This window comes from Bacillus sp. FSL P2-0099, from assembly GCF_038007445.1.
Classification (GTDB): domain Bacteria; phylum Bacillota; class Bacilli; order Bacillales; family Bacillaceae_G; genus Bacillus_A; species Bacillus_A mycoides.
Genome location: NZ_JBBOXE010000002.1, coordinates 292,882 through 308,884 on the forward strand (window position 1 = coordinate 292,882; position 16,003 = coordinate 308,884).

Consider the following 16,003-nt stretch of genomic DNA (forward strand, 5'->3'; position numbering starts at 1 on the left):
TATTTAGTTATGTAAATCTATAAAATTTTAGTTTGGATTTTCTTGTCCCAATCAAATTCCAAAAATGAAAGTTTAGACTTTCTTGTCTAAATAGTTCCCACTTTCATGTCTTTGTACATCCTTGTTGTAGAAAGACATAAAACTCTAAACTAAAATCTCATGAACAATCGTTGATAAATAGCCATTATCATAAATTTTGTAGGTACTTTCATGTCTCAATAATGTGACATGAAAGTCTAAACTTTTTGAACTAGGGACAAGAAACCTTAAAATACTTAGCTTATAATAAAATATCCATGAAATTATTCTAAATAAATAGATTTATAGGGGATAAAATGTTCCATTTTAATAATTATAAATCCCATTCACTTATACAAAAGACAAGAAGCTTCTTAATTGTAAGAAGCCTCTTATTTTTAGCTTTAGACAAAGCAAATTTATATCAATTTTAAATAACTAACACAACCATAGATATTAGAGAAATAGCATCTATATACTTATTAGTATGGGGATTTTCCCATTGGAAACCTAATATTTATTTTGCCAACTTTTCAATGATTGGAGCTTTAGCAGATAATTCATCATTTGATAGATTTCTCATAAAATCTGCACCATACATAGTAACCGTATCCCCAACTTGAATATTCTCAAGCACTTCCGAAGAAACAACAGCAGTAACGGTCAGGCCTTCACTAGAAATTTGGATAGTGTCCTTTGTTTTATTGATTACATTTCCAGTGTGCATTATATATTGGTTTTTTAACACTTTTTCTTTATTTTCTTTTTGAACAATTGCATATTTAGCTATTGCTGGTTGACCTGGTATTGATCCTATAAAAACAGGAGCATAAATGGTAACGGTATCCCCAATCTGAATATCTTTAAGTATCCCAGGGGAAGAAACGATAGCATATACACTTGAGTTTTCACCGGAAACCACCAATCCGTCTTCTTTTTTTTCAATTACTTTACCAGAACGTTTTTGGTGTTGATTCAGAGCATTTTGTTCTTTTTTATCGAATTCTGATATAGAATTCGATTTATCTACACTTGTATTAGGAGTCACTGTCTTACTTGCCAACTTTTCGATGATTGGAGCTTTAGCAGACAATCCACCAGTTGCCATATTATTCATAAAATATGCCCCATAAATAGTAATGGTATCTCCAATATTTATATCTTGTAAGATTTCAGGAGAAACGATAGCACTAACAGTCGAATCTTCACTAGAAATTTCAATAGCGTCATTTGATTTATTGATTACATTTCCAGTGTGCATTTTATATTGTTTTTTTAGCACGTTTTCTTCATTTTCTTTTTGAACAATTGCATATTTAGCTGTATCTGGTTGACCTGGTATTGATCCTATAAAAATAGGTGCATAAATGGTAACGGTATCCCCAATCTGAATATCTCTAAGGACCTCAAGGGAAGAAACGATAGCGTATACACTTGAATTTTCACCAGAAACCACTAAACCTTCTTCTGTTTTTTCAATTACTTTACCCGAACGCTTTTGATGCTGATTTAGAAGAGTATTAGTATTTGTATAGTCTTTTTCTTTTAATTCACTATTCATCTCTCTAGACAACATATCAGTTTTAGCAGTAAGTTGAACAGCTTCAACACGTGTTATCACTCTATTTGGTTGCCAACCATTATCAGTACCAGCGGAAATTTTTAAGTCAATCAAAATATTGGCATATTTTTCTCCCCAATGTCCTTTTAGATCTTCAAATTTACTTTGGCCATTATCATTTGTTGTACTCTGTAGTTTATAAGCATTTACTAGCATAGTAGCCATGGCAGCACGAGTAACTTTTCCGGATGGATTGAAGAGTCCATTCCCTTCACCTTTAATAATGCCAGTTTTTTCAGCAGCAGCAATATAGGGAGTAGCCCAGTGGTCTTGGGTATCTGTAAAAGAAGGTTTGGCTTTTGTATCAATTTTTATCCCTAAGGCTTTTGTTATAATTGTTGCGGCGGAAGCTCGATCTAACGTAGCGTTTGAGCCAAAGGTACCATCTGGTAAACCTGATATAGCTTGTTTATCTACTAAATAATTTACAGATTCCTCTGCCCACTTTGGAACATCAGGAAACTTTTGAGTATCCGCAAAAATACTAGAAGAATAGGATAATATAGCCCCCGCGAGGAGACCTGTTGTGATTAATTTTCGCTTCATAAAAATATACACCTCTACCAATCTATTGTATTACCAAATTGAGTTTTTTTATTTTTATATTTATATGTTTGTGATGATGCTGACATCTATTCAATTTGGTGTAACGATTATAGTTACTTATATGCACGAGTGTCAATGAATAACTTTAACATAAATGTATAACATTTACATAAAGAATCAATATAAATTAATTTTATTTACTAAAATTTAATAATGTATTGACTTATTAATGTATACTTAACTATAATGAATTGATATTAATTCTCAAGTGTATTTACTAGTTTAACAAGAATACAAAACCAACTTGAATTTAATAAAAAAGTTGAATATAAACTTATATTTATTCATTGACACTTATATGTAAATAACTACAATCATTGAACTAAATGTATGTTACGCTTATAAAATTTTAAGAGATGTATATTGATAGAGAACTTTTTCTCTATATACTCTGTTGAATAAAGAGCTTTTGTTTACACAATTCCTTATATATATTTTCCATTAAAAATATGGTTAATTATTCAATAAACAAACCAACATTCATTGCAATTTTTTATTCTTATTTCTTAATAAGGGAATAATGTAAATTAAATGCATGAGAATGGATAGAAATTAAGATTTAGAAGGAGAATATTTTATGAAATCCAAGTTAATTGCTACAGGAATTATTGCAGGAAGTCACTATCCTACTCATCTAATATATTTGCAGATACTCAAAAATTTCCTGATGTTCCAAAGTGGGCAGAGGAATCTGTAAATTATTTAGTAGATAAACAAGTATTAAGTGGCTACCCAGGTGGGATTTTTGGGTCAAATGATTCATTAGACAGAGCTTCTGCGGCGACTATTATGACAAGAGTTTTGGGTACGAAAATTGACTTCAATGCAAAACCTTCCTTTACAGATACCCAAAACCATTGGGCTACTCCCTATATTGCTGCTGCTGAAAAAGCTGGCATTATTAAAGGTGAAGGGAATGGCATCTTCAATCCAACTGGAAAAGTTACACGTGCTGCTATGGCGACAATGCTAGTAAATGCTTATAAACTACAGAGTACAACAAATGATAATGGCCAAAGTAAATTTGAGGATTTAAAAGGACATTGGGGTGAAAAATTCGCCAATATTTTAATTAACTTAAAAATCTCAGTTGGGACTGATAATGGTTGGCAACCAAATAGATTCATAACACGAGCTGAAGCCGCTCAACTTACTGCTAAAACTGATATGTTGCAACAAAATCAAAACAATGGTTTAGAAGACAAAGAAATCATTACTGCTACATCATATGAAGATTTAAACTTAACAGTGGCTTCTAATATTACTGCCCAAGAAATTGATAGTTTTATTGCACAATACCATTCAGATAGTCCATTAGTTGGACATGGGAAAGACTTTATCAACGCACAAAATAAATATGGTGTAAATGCTCTATATTTAGCCGCTCATGCAATTTTAGAATCTGGATATGGAAAATCAGAAATTGCATATCAAAAACATAATCTATTCGGATTACGTGCATATGATGGAGATCCGTTTAAATATGCAAAATATTTACCAACCTACAGCGACAGTATTGCTTATAATGCTAATTATGTGCGAGAAAGATATTTAGAAGAAGATGGTATGCATTATAACGGACCAACGTTAGCTGGTATGAACGTGAAATATGCATCAGATAAAGGATGGGCTAACAAAATTGCAGGTATTATGGGGCGTATTAAACCGTTCCGTGCAAAAGACTATACACATGCAAAAAAATTACCGAAGAACCCTGAAACATTAGATGTCGAAGCGTTATCTAATGAAATACCGTATAAAATGTATGAAGATGGTTCGAGCGCAAATATTGTATCATCAGCCGCTTACTATCATGTACCTTATCCATTTCATTTAAAAATTAAAAGTAAATCAGATGTAACAGTCGATGAAAATAAAGTTGGTACAGTAACTCCTGGAACAAACATCTTTATTTATCGTGAAGATCCAAATGGATGGATAGAATTCTCTTTTGAAACTAATGGAGAAAAATACTGGGCATTAAAAAGTAATTTAAGTATGTAATTAGAAAGGTCTCTCTCACTACTCTTAATCGTTTAGATTATAATCCCATATAATTATGAGACAAGTTTTTTACTTTTTTTAAATATAGTTATGTATACAAAAAAGTTAGAGAATTATTTCCTCTAACTTTTATGCGCTAGTATTTAAAATTAAAAAGATGGTGGGGTTACTCCAAATATAACCGTGACTTTGTGTAAAGAAGTGTTTTCCCATTTATGTTTTGCGTATGGTGGGATTTTAACACTATCACCTGGATTAAGAAGTAGAACCTCATCATTTAGATATAGTTTTACTTGTCCTTCCATAATAAATGCTATTTCTTCACCTTTATGTGCCACAGGCTCCATAGATGAAGCGGTTTGAGGTAGCAGATTCATTAAAGCCAATTCCAGTGATCCATCTAAATTAGGAGATAATAACTCATACGAAACATTACCGCTTTCAGGGAAGGTTATTTGTTTTCTTTGTTCCGCTCTTACAACTAATTCTTCTGTATTGGTATCTTCCAAGAAAAAATTAAATAAAGGAATATTTAATGCAACAGAAATTAATTTTAGTGTTTGTAATGATGGATTCGTGATCCCTTTCTCAATCTGACTTAACATGGAAGGTGTTATATCAGCTAATTCAGCTAAACGTTTACTAGTTAATCCTGCACCTTTTCTAAATCCCATAATTTTTTGACCAACATTAATATTGTTCATATACATAATCCCCTTTAAATGATTGAAATTTATTAAATCAAAATTAATTTTATTTACTTATACTTAATACATTGTTAATATATACTTAATTATAATAAATTATGATTAATTTTCAAACATTTATATCGTTGTAAGAATATTAAATAAGACGTGAAGTGATTGAAATGGATTGATTATATTTACAAGGGGGTTTATGACTGAGAGAAATTGCAAATGAAACAAAAGAGAATTTGAGAAAGAAGTATCCATTTTTTCAAAAATTAATTGAAACCGAGGAAGTTTTTTTGCTTAACCCAAGTAAGACAGATTTTGAATCTTTTATTCTAGCTAGTACTTTAACTAGAGTGGATGTTATAGATGCAGAAGATCGATTAAAACGATTTGCTCCATAATAATGCAAAAGTTTTTCCTGAAACACAAGAGGCGAATGGCATTATTGAATCGCCACTAGTAAATATTAATTCCATGAAACAATATCTGCAAGAAGAATATAAAGAGGAAATACCAGGACAATTATTACTAAAATGTAATAGTCATCTTCCCATTTCAGGATCTATTAAAGCAAGAGGCGGAGTATATGAGGTATTAAAACACGCCGAAGATTTAGCTTTGAAACATCATTTATTAACTAAACAAGATGATTATTCCGTATTAGATAGTGACAGGTTTAGAACATTCTTTTCAAATTATTCAATTGCAGTAGGTTCGACCGGAAATTTAGGGTTAAGCATTGGAATTATGAGTGTAAAGTTAGGATTCAATGTAACTGTCCATATGTCAACTGATGCGAAAACGTGGAAAAAGAATCTACTTAGAAGTAAAGGCATTACTGTTATTGAATATACAACAGACTATAGTAAAGCGGTAGAAAAAGAAGAATACAAGCTAATAATGTATTCTTAAGTTTTTAAAGGATGTGAAATGAACATGAAACCAGTTTTAAAAAATATAATTATTTCCCTTGTTTTTTCAATAGTAGGGGTGTGTTGGTCGCTGTTTGTCTTCTTTATGTTAGATGCAGACTGGCTATTGATTTGGATAGGTGTATTAATGGCATATCTATCATTGTATATTGTGATAGGTCTATATAGCAGAAAAACGTACGACTCAAAATTCGCTAAAGTGCTTCTAAAAACAATAATTACAACCTTTAGTTTTGGAGTATTAGGAATATCATTCGGAGTTGTACACGAGATATTAGGACCATTGAGTCTTACTTTAATGACATGGTATTGGTTTCTAATGCTATTTTTATATTTAATACCCATAATATTATTAGTGATTTTAGTATTTGTAAATCGTAAAAATCATAATTTCCCTGGGGTATATAGTATACTTATACTTCTAAATATACTTCTTACGTTATGGCCGTTATTTTGGCCGTTATTTATTACTTTTATGGCAACTGGTATGAATGCAAGTGCAGGATGGTAGTAGCATTTAAATAGTATAAAAGTAGATAATCCAACATGAACTCAGTTAATAAATTAGAAAGAAGAATTATAGAATGAGAATTAAGCTTAAGAAAAAGCGAATTATAAGTGTATTATTTGCCATTATATTAGTATCAATAGGTTATTACATGTTTCAATCTATTACGAACCCTAAGCTGGTAAATGCGAAAGAGGTAAACAGTGTTCAACAAGTGAGCAGTCTACCTAAAAATGAATTAAAAAAATCGATACCTAGTCGTTTTGATGGTAAAGAAAGAAAAGTTGTATATTTAACTTTTGATGATGGACCAGGAAAATATACAGCTAACCTATTAGATGTATTAAAGAAAAATAATGTAAAAGCAACATTCTTTTTAATTGGTGATAATGTGAAAAGGTTCCCAGATTTAGTGAAACGAGAGCATGTAGAGAACCATTATGTTGGCATGCATAGCATGACACATGATTTTAAAAAGTTATACACCAATAAGGAATATGTTAAGGAAATGAAAGAGGATCAATCTTTAATTAGAAATGTTATTGGAAACGCACCGAAATTAACACGCCCACCATATGGATCAATGCCTGGCTTAAATGAATTACTTCGAAATGAAGTGGTCGTGAATAATTTAAAAGTTTGGGATTGGACAATTGATTCTTTAGATTGGAAATACAATAAATTACCCGTTGATGTAGCAGCTGCAAAAACTGTTCAAAATGTATTAGCAGGTGCGACGTCTTCAAAAGAAATTGTTTTAATGCATGATATTCATCCACAATCTGTCGCGGCAGTTCCAGCAATTATAAAAGGATTAAAAGAAAAAGGTTATGAATTTGAAGCTTATGATGAGAATAATCATTTTCCAATAAACTTCTGGCATGATAACCGGATATAAAAAAGAATATGTATTAATTATAGAATGGAATAAATGATATAGGGTTTAAATATATGTAAGAGCGTGTTTAGTTAATAAATGAAAACACGCTCTTTTAACTGGCTATTTTTTTATTAATTTAATTTAAGTTGATATTATCCCCTTTAGGTAGACAGTGTGAAAAAGACCATGTATACACATGGATGTTACACTATTACTTGGAGGGGAGATTAACTTACACCTTGCAAATAGTAGTTAAATTCAGATTTAACTACTACATTATCACTACAGAAATTGATTAAACCTAAAACATGTATCAATTCTAAAATAAATAGTTACGTTATTTTAGAAAAGCTTTTACGGATTTTCCAATGGATATAAATAATTAAATGTCGCATTTTGTCGTTTATTTTTATATAATTATCATTTAATCAATATATAACAATTAGGAGGATTTAATTGTCGTTTTTAAAAAACAGTAAAATTGGCACAACATTAAACGTATTGGTAGTTATAGCAAGTGTTGCTTGTATAATATTATCTATACTAGGATTTTGGGGTCTAAAAAAAGGTGAGTATGCTTCTACTACTATGTATGAAGATAGTTTATTACCAATTCAGTGGATAGGAGCAATAGAGTCTAATTATTATCTTATCAATATGAATGTAAAGGAAACTATTCTATCAAAAGATGAAAAAAGAATAAAAGAGCTTTTGACAGAAATAGATGTAGCTCGTACAGAAACTGATCAGTTATTAAAGAAGTTTGAGACTAGAGTTAGTTCTAATAAAGAAAAAGAATTGTATACAACATTTTATACAACATTTAAAGAATTAAGAACACAACTGAAGAAAGTACAAGATTTGGGACAATCTAATAATGAAGAAGCATATGCTTATTACCTAAAAGAGGTTGATCCTAATATGAAAAAGTCAATTCAGGCAATTCGTGAACTTATCCAATTTAATAATAATAATGCAGATCAATTACAAAAAAATAATACTGACAGTGCAACAAATACCATGATGCTGTTTATTAGTATCTCCATTATAGCAATTGCAATAGTCATTTTTATTGGTTATATCATTAAAAGTGCAATCAAACAACCAATTGTATTATTAGAAAGAGATATGGAGCGAGTATCTGAAGGTGACTTAACAATACGCACTTCTTATAAATCAAATAATGAATTGGGAAGCATTGTGAAGTCTTTTAATAGTATGCTGGATAACTTGCAACAATTAATTGGAGAAGTAAAAATCACAACACAAGAGGTTATTTCTTCTACCAATGGGATGTTGCAAGATACTAAACGAGCATCTCATATATCAAGAGAGGTTGTTCAAACTATATCTGAGGTCGATGAAAAAATAGAAGGACAAGTTACTAGTATCCAAGAAAGTTCATCATCAATGGAAGAAATTGCGAATGGAGTTCAAACAGTAGCTGAATCTTCAGCAATGGTTACAGAAGTGGCTGTCACAACAACAGAACAAGTCAATTCTGGTAGTGAAGTGATAAAACAATCTATACTTCAAATGAATAGTATTCATGAGGTTGTTGAAGAAACATCCAAAGTAATAGATAGGCTTGTTACACGTACGCAGCAAATTGATAAAGCTCTGGATGCTATCACTAATATTGCTGAACAAACAAACCTTCTTGCCTTAAACGCCTCAATTGAAGCTGCACGTGCTGGAGAAAATGGAAAAGGATTTGCGGTGGTGGCAGCAGAAGTGGGGGATTTAGCTGAGAAGTCTAAAAAATCCGCAAATGAAATCAATAATTTAATACAATTAATTCAAAGAGATACAAAAGATACAGTTGATGCAATGCAAAAAGGCCAACAAAAAGCTTCGGAAGGAAAAGAAACTGCTAATAAAGCAGATCAAGCATTCTCATCTATTATGGTGGCTATTAATAAAATCACTAGCCAAATTCAAGAAGTATCTGCAGCGACAGAAGAAATGTCTGCCGGTACAGAAGAAGTAAATGCCTCTATGTCGAGTGTTTCTGAAACTGCAACACAAGTAGCTAAGGAAACAACTCAAACTGTACATTCAATCCAATCACAAGCAGCATCAATAGAGGAGATATCGAATCAATCTAACAAAATAAAAGAAAAAGTAGAAGCATTGTCAGCATTAGTTTCAAAATTTATTATTGAAGAGCAAAAAAACGAGAAATAAAATATATCAAATATGACAAAAAAGTACAGGTCCTTAATCAATTAAAGGCCTGTACTTTTTTATCATTTTAGCCAAGAAGACTCCTTCCTCAAGGAACGTGAAATTTGTTTTTGGATAAATTTTCATATAATAAATAGCTTTATGTTATGTCTTATATAAAAACATACCATAAAGAACTTGATTTTATTTTATTACACTTGATTATATATTTATTTAGTGTACCATTATAGATAATGGTTAAATTTTCTATAAATGGAAGTTGATGCACAGTGTTAACTGAATTACAAAAAAGTTTTTTCTCACGGTTACAGATATCTCCGAAAGAAGATGTAAGCTTTGAAAATTTACATGAAATTCTTCAGCAAATGGCATATGTAATACCTTATGAAAATTTAGACGTTATGAACAAAAATATCCGGAAAATTACTAGAAAAAATGTTCAAGAAAAATTACTATTAACTCAACGCGGAGGACTATGTTACGAGCTCAATACCGTATTATATTATTTTTTACTTGATTGTGGATTTGATGTCTATCGCATATCTGGTACGGTCTACGATTTAGGTGGTGATAAGTGGAAGCCTGACGATGGACATGTGATTATTATTTTAAATTATAATAATCAAAAATACATCATAGATGGGGGACTTGCCTCACATCTTCCATTACACCCAGTTCCATTTAGCGGTGAAGTGATCTCATCTCAAACGGGAAAATATCGTATTCGTAAACAGAATACTGAAAAAGGAACTTACCTACTAGAAATGAAAAAAGGAGAAAATGGGGAGAGTGCCCAATTCCTTAATTCTGAACCTACTAATACATGGTGCACTGGGTTTGCATTTTCATTAGATGAAATAGATACAAACAAAGTAAATGCTATACAAAATATTATTGTAGAGCACCCCGAATCACCTTTTAACAAAGGATACATTGTCTGCAAATTAATTGAAGATGGACATATTTCACTTACTAAAAAAAGTTTTACAGAAACAAGAAAAGGTCAAAAAAGTAAACGAACTATAAATGAAGAAGAATATCAGCAGATTCTTAAAGAAGTATTTAATATTTCTCTAGATAAATACCTCGATAAAATTTTAGAAAGAGGCTAGCTTAAACTAACTCATATAAAATTTCTTTGTCGTTTAAAAATAGATTTGTTTAAATAAAATTACATTTTTATACCTTTATATAATTTCAATTGAGATAGTTAGTATACTTTATTTACAATATGTTTTAAGAGTGGAAAAGCATAATTTTTTATGCAGTATTAGAAAAAGCACTCGAAAGAGTGCTTTTTTCGTTCATAAAATTATAAATCAATATAGCTATAAAAGTAACTGATTTGTATTTTACTTTTAATAGAATAATATTGTATTTTAAGGAGTGTTAATCTTGAGAAGAACAACAGAATACATATTAGGGCTTACTGGTGGAATTATGGGTATCTTATTTTCCATTTATGCTATATTTATTGATAATCTAAGTAAGACTCTTAAAGTAGAAGGTATAAATGTAATAATAGGCTTAAGTATCAATTGAGGAGATATCGAATCAATCTAACAAAATAAAAAGTAGAAGCTTTATCGAAATTAGTTTCAAAATTTATTATTGAGGAAAAAGGAAAAGAGAAATAATAAATATCAAATATGATGATATAAGATTTTAAAAAAAGACTATTGTAACTTTTATAAAATACAATGGTCTTTTTTATTTTCATTGAGCAGATGTGTCAAAAAATCCCACACTATTGTCTACAAAGATTTTGTTTTCATCAATTTATGCCTAATTTGATTCGCTAATAGAATAGCAGCTTTTTTTCAATTAATTACTGTTAAATTGAAAAGAAACGAAATTGATTAATAGTAGTCAAATCGTTTTTAATATAGTGTATTTTTATGAAAATAAGGAGTTTGTACATGTAATTTTGCATATATAAGCACAAATTCTTAAAATTCTTATATCATGATAGATGGTTTAATTTAAAATAATTTAGGTAATTGGTTAATTATTTATCTAAAATTAATAAAGGATTGATATAAAATGTCAATAATTAGCATAACAAAGCCCCAAGATAGTATAATGATTGCATGGCAATCAGCAGAGATTACCATCCCTTTAAAAGATATAATTACTATATCTACGAATGACGTTCCTTATAATAAGCTCGATCATGTTGTTTATATTGGAACTCCATCTTCCTCGAAGAATAGAATACTAGTACATACTACAAACTTAAACTTCATTATATTTGTTGTTAATCCATCTATAATCTTAGAAGAAATTAATATTGAGTAATACAGTTCTAATAAGAAGTGTAGAACGGCATGTAAGTCTAAACTAAAATCTCATTAACAAACGTTGATAAATAGACAGTAAATAAATTTTGTACTTTCTTCTCGAAATAGTTTAGAGATTCATGTCGTTTGTAAAAAGTCATGAAAGTAGGAACTGATTTTAAAGTGTAAAATGCTGAATTATCTACAGATACATTTCATTTAGTACCCATTTTCTTGTCCATATATCGAGACAAGAAAATGGGTACTTTTTTAAACTAAGACACCAAAGTGGGTACTTTGTAAAAATAGCAAATACTAATTAAATGTGAAGTTAAAATTCAATTCTTCATAAATAACAAAAGATATAAGTTAATCCTGAATATAAATACTTTATCTTTCTTGTCCATCTGTTTGATTGGCTTGGAATTCCATTTTTAGAGCAATACTATCTCCTTGGAACACGTTTTGATCTGTTCCGTTGTCTTCAAATATAAACTTAATCCAAAACCAATCCATTTTCCCAGGTTTTAATCCTCCTGTTTCAGTCCACTTAGAATGAAATACTTTTTTGGAGGCAATCTCTGGGCTTTGTGATTTTAGTTCTGCAAGGGTTGTCTCGTATGCAGGGCTTTTTGCAGGATCCCAATCCCAAAGAAATTGTACTTTAATATGTTTACCGAAATCTTCTGTAGTGTTATTTTGTTTTAAATCGTTTACAGTATAGTCTATTTTCATCATGATATCTTTAATATCTAATGTACCACTATTTTTTAAATTGAATTTCTTTAATATTTTGTCCCCTGGTTTTAAATTTTCTAAGTTAAGTGAAGTAGTTGGTTGCATAGCTAAATCCAATGTACCTGCAGCAAATGAATTATTTGTCACCACTTGATCGCTAAAATATGCATATGTTCCCCCACCAATTAAAGATAAACCAAGAGCGGCTGAAACCACTCCAACACCTAATTTCTTTTTCAATGACATTTTTTGTTCCTCCCATATCATTTTTATAATCTTTCTCCCTAATCAACCGAAAAGGTCCCCTTAATACAGATATACCATAAATTGTGAAAAAATTATATTTAAAGCAGAAAATTCCTTATTGAGAAAATTATGTTATTATCTATCTTCTGTAAATTAAACGTCCCAAAAATAGAAAAGTTGGATTTATAATTATCAAAACCTCTGCCAAAAACAAATTAATATTAACTGCCCTTTATGATTAGAATTTCTATAAAAATCAATGTGTCGAAAGGTTCGAGATAACATTTTGAAGGACTTCAAAAATACATAGACCTTTTGAATCATATATGAATTGTCGGGAAAAAAGCTTTCCCTCAAACTAATGTAACTCCCATAATCCACTTAAAATCATTATCTTTATATGAATAAATTAGTAAGCATGATGGTATAGGTTATTAGGTAAGAATGGGAGTTTTTCACTCAAGATTAAATGGGTATAGTTCTTTAAATCTATAAAAATTTAGTTTAGACTTTCTTGTCCCAACCAATATCTAAAAGTGAAAGTTTAGACTTTCTTCTCAAATGGTTTGGAGCTTCATGTACTTGTACGACCGCATTTTGTTGATAAGACCCCAATTAGTTTCACTCAAACTCCCCCCCATAAAAGCAACATAATATACATAAAATAAAAAAAGATTTATGAAAGACTTTTGTAACATTTGTGAAAGAGAAATGAAAGATTTTTAAACTAAGATGAACTTACTGATATTGATGTTATATCAGTCGTTAATAAAAAGTACAAGTAGAGAGTGAGGAACAGCATTGTGTTAAAGCAATCTGAACTAAATTCTATTAAGAGAGGAAAACAAAAATGAAAAAAAACTTTAAAACAATTAGAATTGGTAAGAAATTAATTCCTGCCACAGCGGCATTAGGTATTCTTTTTTCTTTAGCCCCTGTTACAGAGAACAAAGCTAGCGCAGGTTTAGCCACGGTGTTGGATGTGACTATTACTTCATTAGGTATTGTAGCTGATATTTATGAAAAGCTTGGGATATCTGTAGGGGAGCCTGACTTATCTAATTACACTGGCCCCTATGCAGAGAATGTGTCTTACAGAGCTCCTAACTTTAAATCTGGGGAATTTAATATTTCTATGCATCATACGAAAGGAGATTCCAATTTCACTAGAACGATTAAAGTACTTTATCCAGATGGAAAAAGTGAGATGAAAGACTTAAAATCGGGGCAACAGCTTAAGATTACAGAACCCGGTACAATTGTAGATTTGAAACCCTTTGCAGAATCTGTATCAGAGCACGATCTTCTTTACATTACAAAGGCGCAATTGGATGAAGGAAAAACCGGGGTTGCGCTTAATCAAGGTATCACCATATACGTAGAAAAAACATCCGGTGAAAATAAAGTACTTGTTGACGAATTTTATAAGAAGAAATTTGGAGCAGATTCTCTTGACGGTTTTAAAGGATTAGGGGTGGACCGCTTTTCTTACTTAACAGATGAACAAAAGAAGGTAGCAACATTGACTTCACATCCAGTAGGTAGAGAAGTTCTTTCTAATTATGTTACGAATAACCCTACAGCTCAAGCAGATTTTAATAACCGGTCAAGTAATGTATTCGCAGAGATCACCAATACCCTAGAGACACCTATTAAAGCAGCATATGGCTCACTAAATCACGGTGAATCCTATCAAATTATCCCCTATAAAAAAGGAAGCAATAAAGTATTGGTAAAAGCAGGTTCAAAATATCTTTCAGGGAAAGAAGGAAATGTTCTTCAATATTCCGATTCGATTGGTGACGATGAATTGTTTGAACTTGTCTCAGCCCCCGCTTTTCTTAATAAATGGCAGTTTGATTTGGTAAACAAGAATGGAGTACGTCTGACTAGTAATCCATACATTCAAGGCTTCTTGAAGGAAAACGATGGTGCTAATTCTTTCAGATCTGGAATTAGTTTCACTGCAAAAACGAATGATGAAGTTCACAACTGGTTAATAGACTGGTACCCTGGTAAAGAACATGATAGACAGAAGTATGATGGAAGAGTAGAGTTCAAAGCTAATGATAAAAGTGATGGCTCTATATGGACTGCATACGATTCTTCTGGAAAATTAATAACGAATAGTTGGATAGAACGAGATGGATCATATCATTATGCAGATGCTTCTGGAGTTCTTTTGAAGGGTTGGCAGGAAATTAAGGCTAATACGTATTATTTTGCTCCGCATTCTAACTCCCTGGTAATGTCGTCAAACTCATCTGATGCACAGATTGAGGGTAAGGTCTATCATTTCAAGGATTCTGGTGTTCTGCAGCGATCAGCCTGGAAAGATGAGCAATATTCTGATGCTTCTGGAGCGTTTGTTAAAGAGGGTCTGAAAGAAATAGAAGGTAAAATTTACTATTTTAAAGATTTCGCAGTTACAAAGAATGAAATGCGTCTAGAAGACCAACATGTCATTCTTCACTTTTCCAACAAAGGCGTGCTTGAGAGGGCTTCAGATCTGAATGGGAAAGCATTAGCTAGTACTACTACTGTTACTCTTAACGGGAAACACGTAGTCTTTGAGAAAGACGGTTCTGTTAGAAAGCCAGGACTCACTGGAAAGAGACCTTTCCTCCAATCAGATGGAACTGAAAAAGTCACAATGCACTATTATAGCTTAGAGGATGGAGCTTCCTATTCGGGTTGGAAGATAATTGATGGAAAGAATTATTATTTTAAAGATGGTAAGCACTACACTTTTGATGGTTATGAAAATATTGACGGAAAAAAATATTATTTTAATAATGACGGACAAGCTATGTTGACAGGGTTTAAAAAAGAAAATAGTAAAATATACCACTTCGATAATAAAGGCGTAATGCAAAAAGGGTGGCAAGAAATCGATGGTAAATGGTATTACTTCGATGATTCTGGAGCAGCTAAGATAGGATGGTTCTCTGTTGGTGGTGGATACCATTTCCCTTATTACGGGTACTTTACTTATTATGCCAAAGAAGATGGTTCAATTTATCAAAACACCACTGTTGAACTTGATAATGGGAAAGGTGTTTGGAAGACTTATAAATTTGACAGTCATGGACACAAAGGTTATTAATAATCCAAAAAGAGTCTGTTTTTTATAAATATGACTCTCTAAATGAGATCCCTCAACCTAACTGGATCATATAACTCTGAAAAACTAAAAACAAGGCTTCCAATCAGTGAATGAGAAAATGGGTTAAAGAGTGGGCGTTGATATTCTTTTAAGAATTTAATCATGTGAAGAAGTACATTTCTA

At 31.2% G+C, this 16,003-nt stretch carries 10 protein-coding genes and 2 pseudogenes; 9 read left to right on the forward strand and 3 right to left on the reverse strand.

Features of this window, described 5'->3' with window-relative positions:
- Positions 1 to 535: 535 nt before the first annotated feature.
- Positions 536 to 2,185, reverse strand: a complete 1,650-nt coding sequence (locus tag MKY90_RS29085; protein WP_341093616.1) for an S-layer homology domain-containing protein — start codon at positions 2,183 to 2,185, stop codon at positions 536 to 538.
- Between the two features lie 637 nt (positions 2,186 to 2,822).
- On the opposite strand from MKY90_RS29085, the pseudogene MKY90_RS29090 reads away from it, so the two are divergent.
- A pseudogene (locus tag MKY90_RS29090) lies at positions 2,823 to 4,249 on the forward strand (S-layer homology domain-containing protein).
- 149 nt (positions 4,250 to 4,398) lie between these two features.
- On the opposite strand, the gene MKY90_RS29095 reads toward MKY90_RS29090, so the two are convergent.
- Positions 4,399 to 4,953, reverse strand: a complete 555-nt coding sequence (locus MKY90_RS29095) for a helix-turn-helix domain-containing protein (RefSeq protein WP_061676088.1) — start codon at positions 4,951 to 4,953, stop codon at positions 4,399 to 4,401.
- A 197-nt stretch (positions 4,954 to 5,150) separates the two neighbouring features.
- Here MKY90_RS29095 and MKY90_RS29100 point away from each other — a divergent pair.
- From MKY90_RS29100 to MKY90_RS29130, 7 genes and pseudogenes are all read left to right on the forward strand, one after another.
- Positions 5,151 to 5,826, forward strand: a pseudogene (locus MKY90_RS29100) (D-serine ammonia-lyase); the annotation flags it as partial.
- 54 nt (positions 5,827 to 5,880) lie between these two features.
- Complete coding sequence (locus MKY90_RS29105; protein ID WP_061676089.1) at positions 5,881 to 6,387, forward strand: DUF3902 family protein; 507 nt, start codon at positions 5,881 to 5,883, stop codon at positions 6,385 to 6,387.
- 73 nt (positions 6,388 to 6,460) lie between these two features.
- Positions 6,461 to 7,282, forward strand: coding sequence for a peptidoglycan-N-acetylglucosamine deacetylase (locus tag MKY90_RS29110; RefSeq protein WP_078204015.1), 822 nt, complete (start codon positions 6,461 to 6,463; stop codon positions 7,280 to 7,282).
- 438 nt (positions 7,283 to 7,720) lie between these two features.
- Positions 7,721 to 9,451, forward strand: a complete 1,731-nt coding sequence (locus MKY90_RS29115) for a methyl-accepting chemotaxis protein (protein ID WP_078204014.1) — start codon at positions 7,721 to 7,723, stop codon at positions 9,449 to 9,451.
- A 269-nt stretch (positions 9,452 to 9,720) separates the two neighbouring features.
- Positions 9,721 to 10,563, forward strand: coding sequence for an arylamine N-acetyltransferase family protein (locus tag MKY90_RS29120; protein WP_061676092.1), 843 nt, complete (start codon positions 9,721 to 9,723; stop codon positions 10,561 to 10,563).
- A gap of 283 nt (positions 10,564 to 10,846) precedes the next feature.
- Complete coding sequence (locus tag MKY90_RS29125; RefSeq protein ID WP_002144117.1) at positions 10,847 to 10,993, forward strand: hypothetical protein; 147 nt, start codon at positions 10,847 to 10,849, stop codon at positions 10,991 to 10,993.
- A gap of 501 nt (positions 10,994 to 11,494) precedes the next feature.
- On the forward strand, positions 11,495 to 11,749 hold the full coding sequence (locus MKY90_RS29130; protein WP_341093620.1) for a SunI/YnzG family protein: 255 nt from the start codon (positions 11,495 to 11,497) through the stop codon (positions 11,747 to 11,749).
- Between the two features lie 371 nt (positions 11,750 to 12,120).
- On the opposite strand, the gene MKY90_RS29135 is transcribed toward MKY90_RS29130, so the two are convergent.
- Positions 12,121 to 12,714 carry a TasA family protein gene (locus MKY90_RS29135; protein WP_033707526.1) on the reverse strand — a complete coding sequence of 198 codons (594 nt, stop codon included), beginning with the start codon at positions 12,712 to 12,714 and terminating at the stop codon, positions 12,121 to 12,123.
- Positions 12,715 to 13,564: 850 nt separating this feature from the next.
- Between MKY90_RS29135 and MKY90_RS29140 the strand changes: the two genes are divergently transcribed.
- A complete protein-coding gene (locus MKY90_RS29140) occupies positions 13,565 to 15,820 on the forward strand; it encodes an N-acetylmuramoyl-L-alanine amidase family protein (RefSeq protein WP_341093622.1) in 2,256 nt (751 codons plus the stop codon).
- Positions 15,821 to 16,003: the final 183 nt, after the last annotated feature.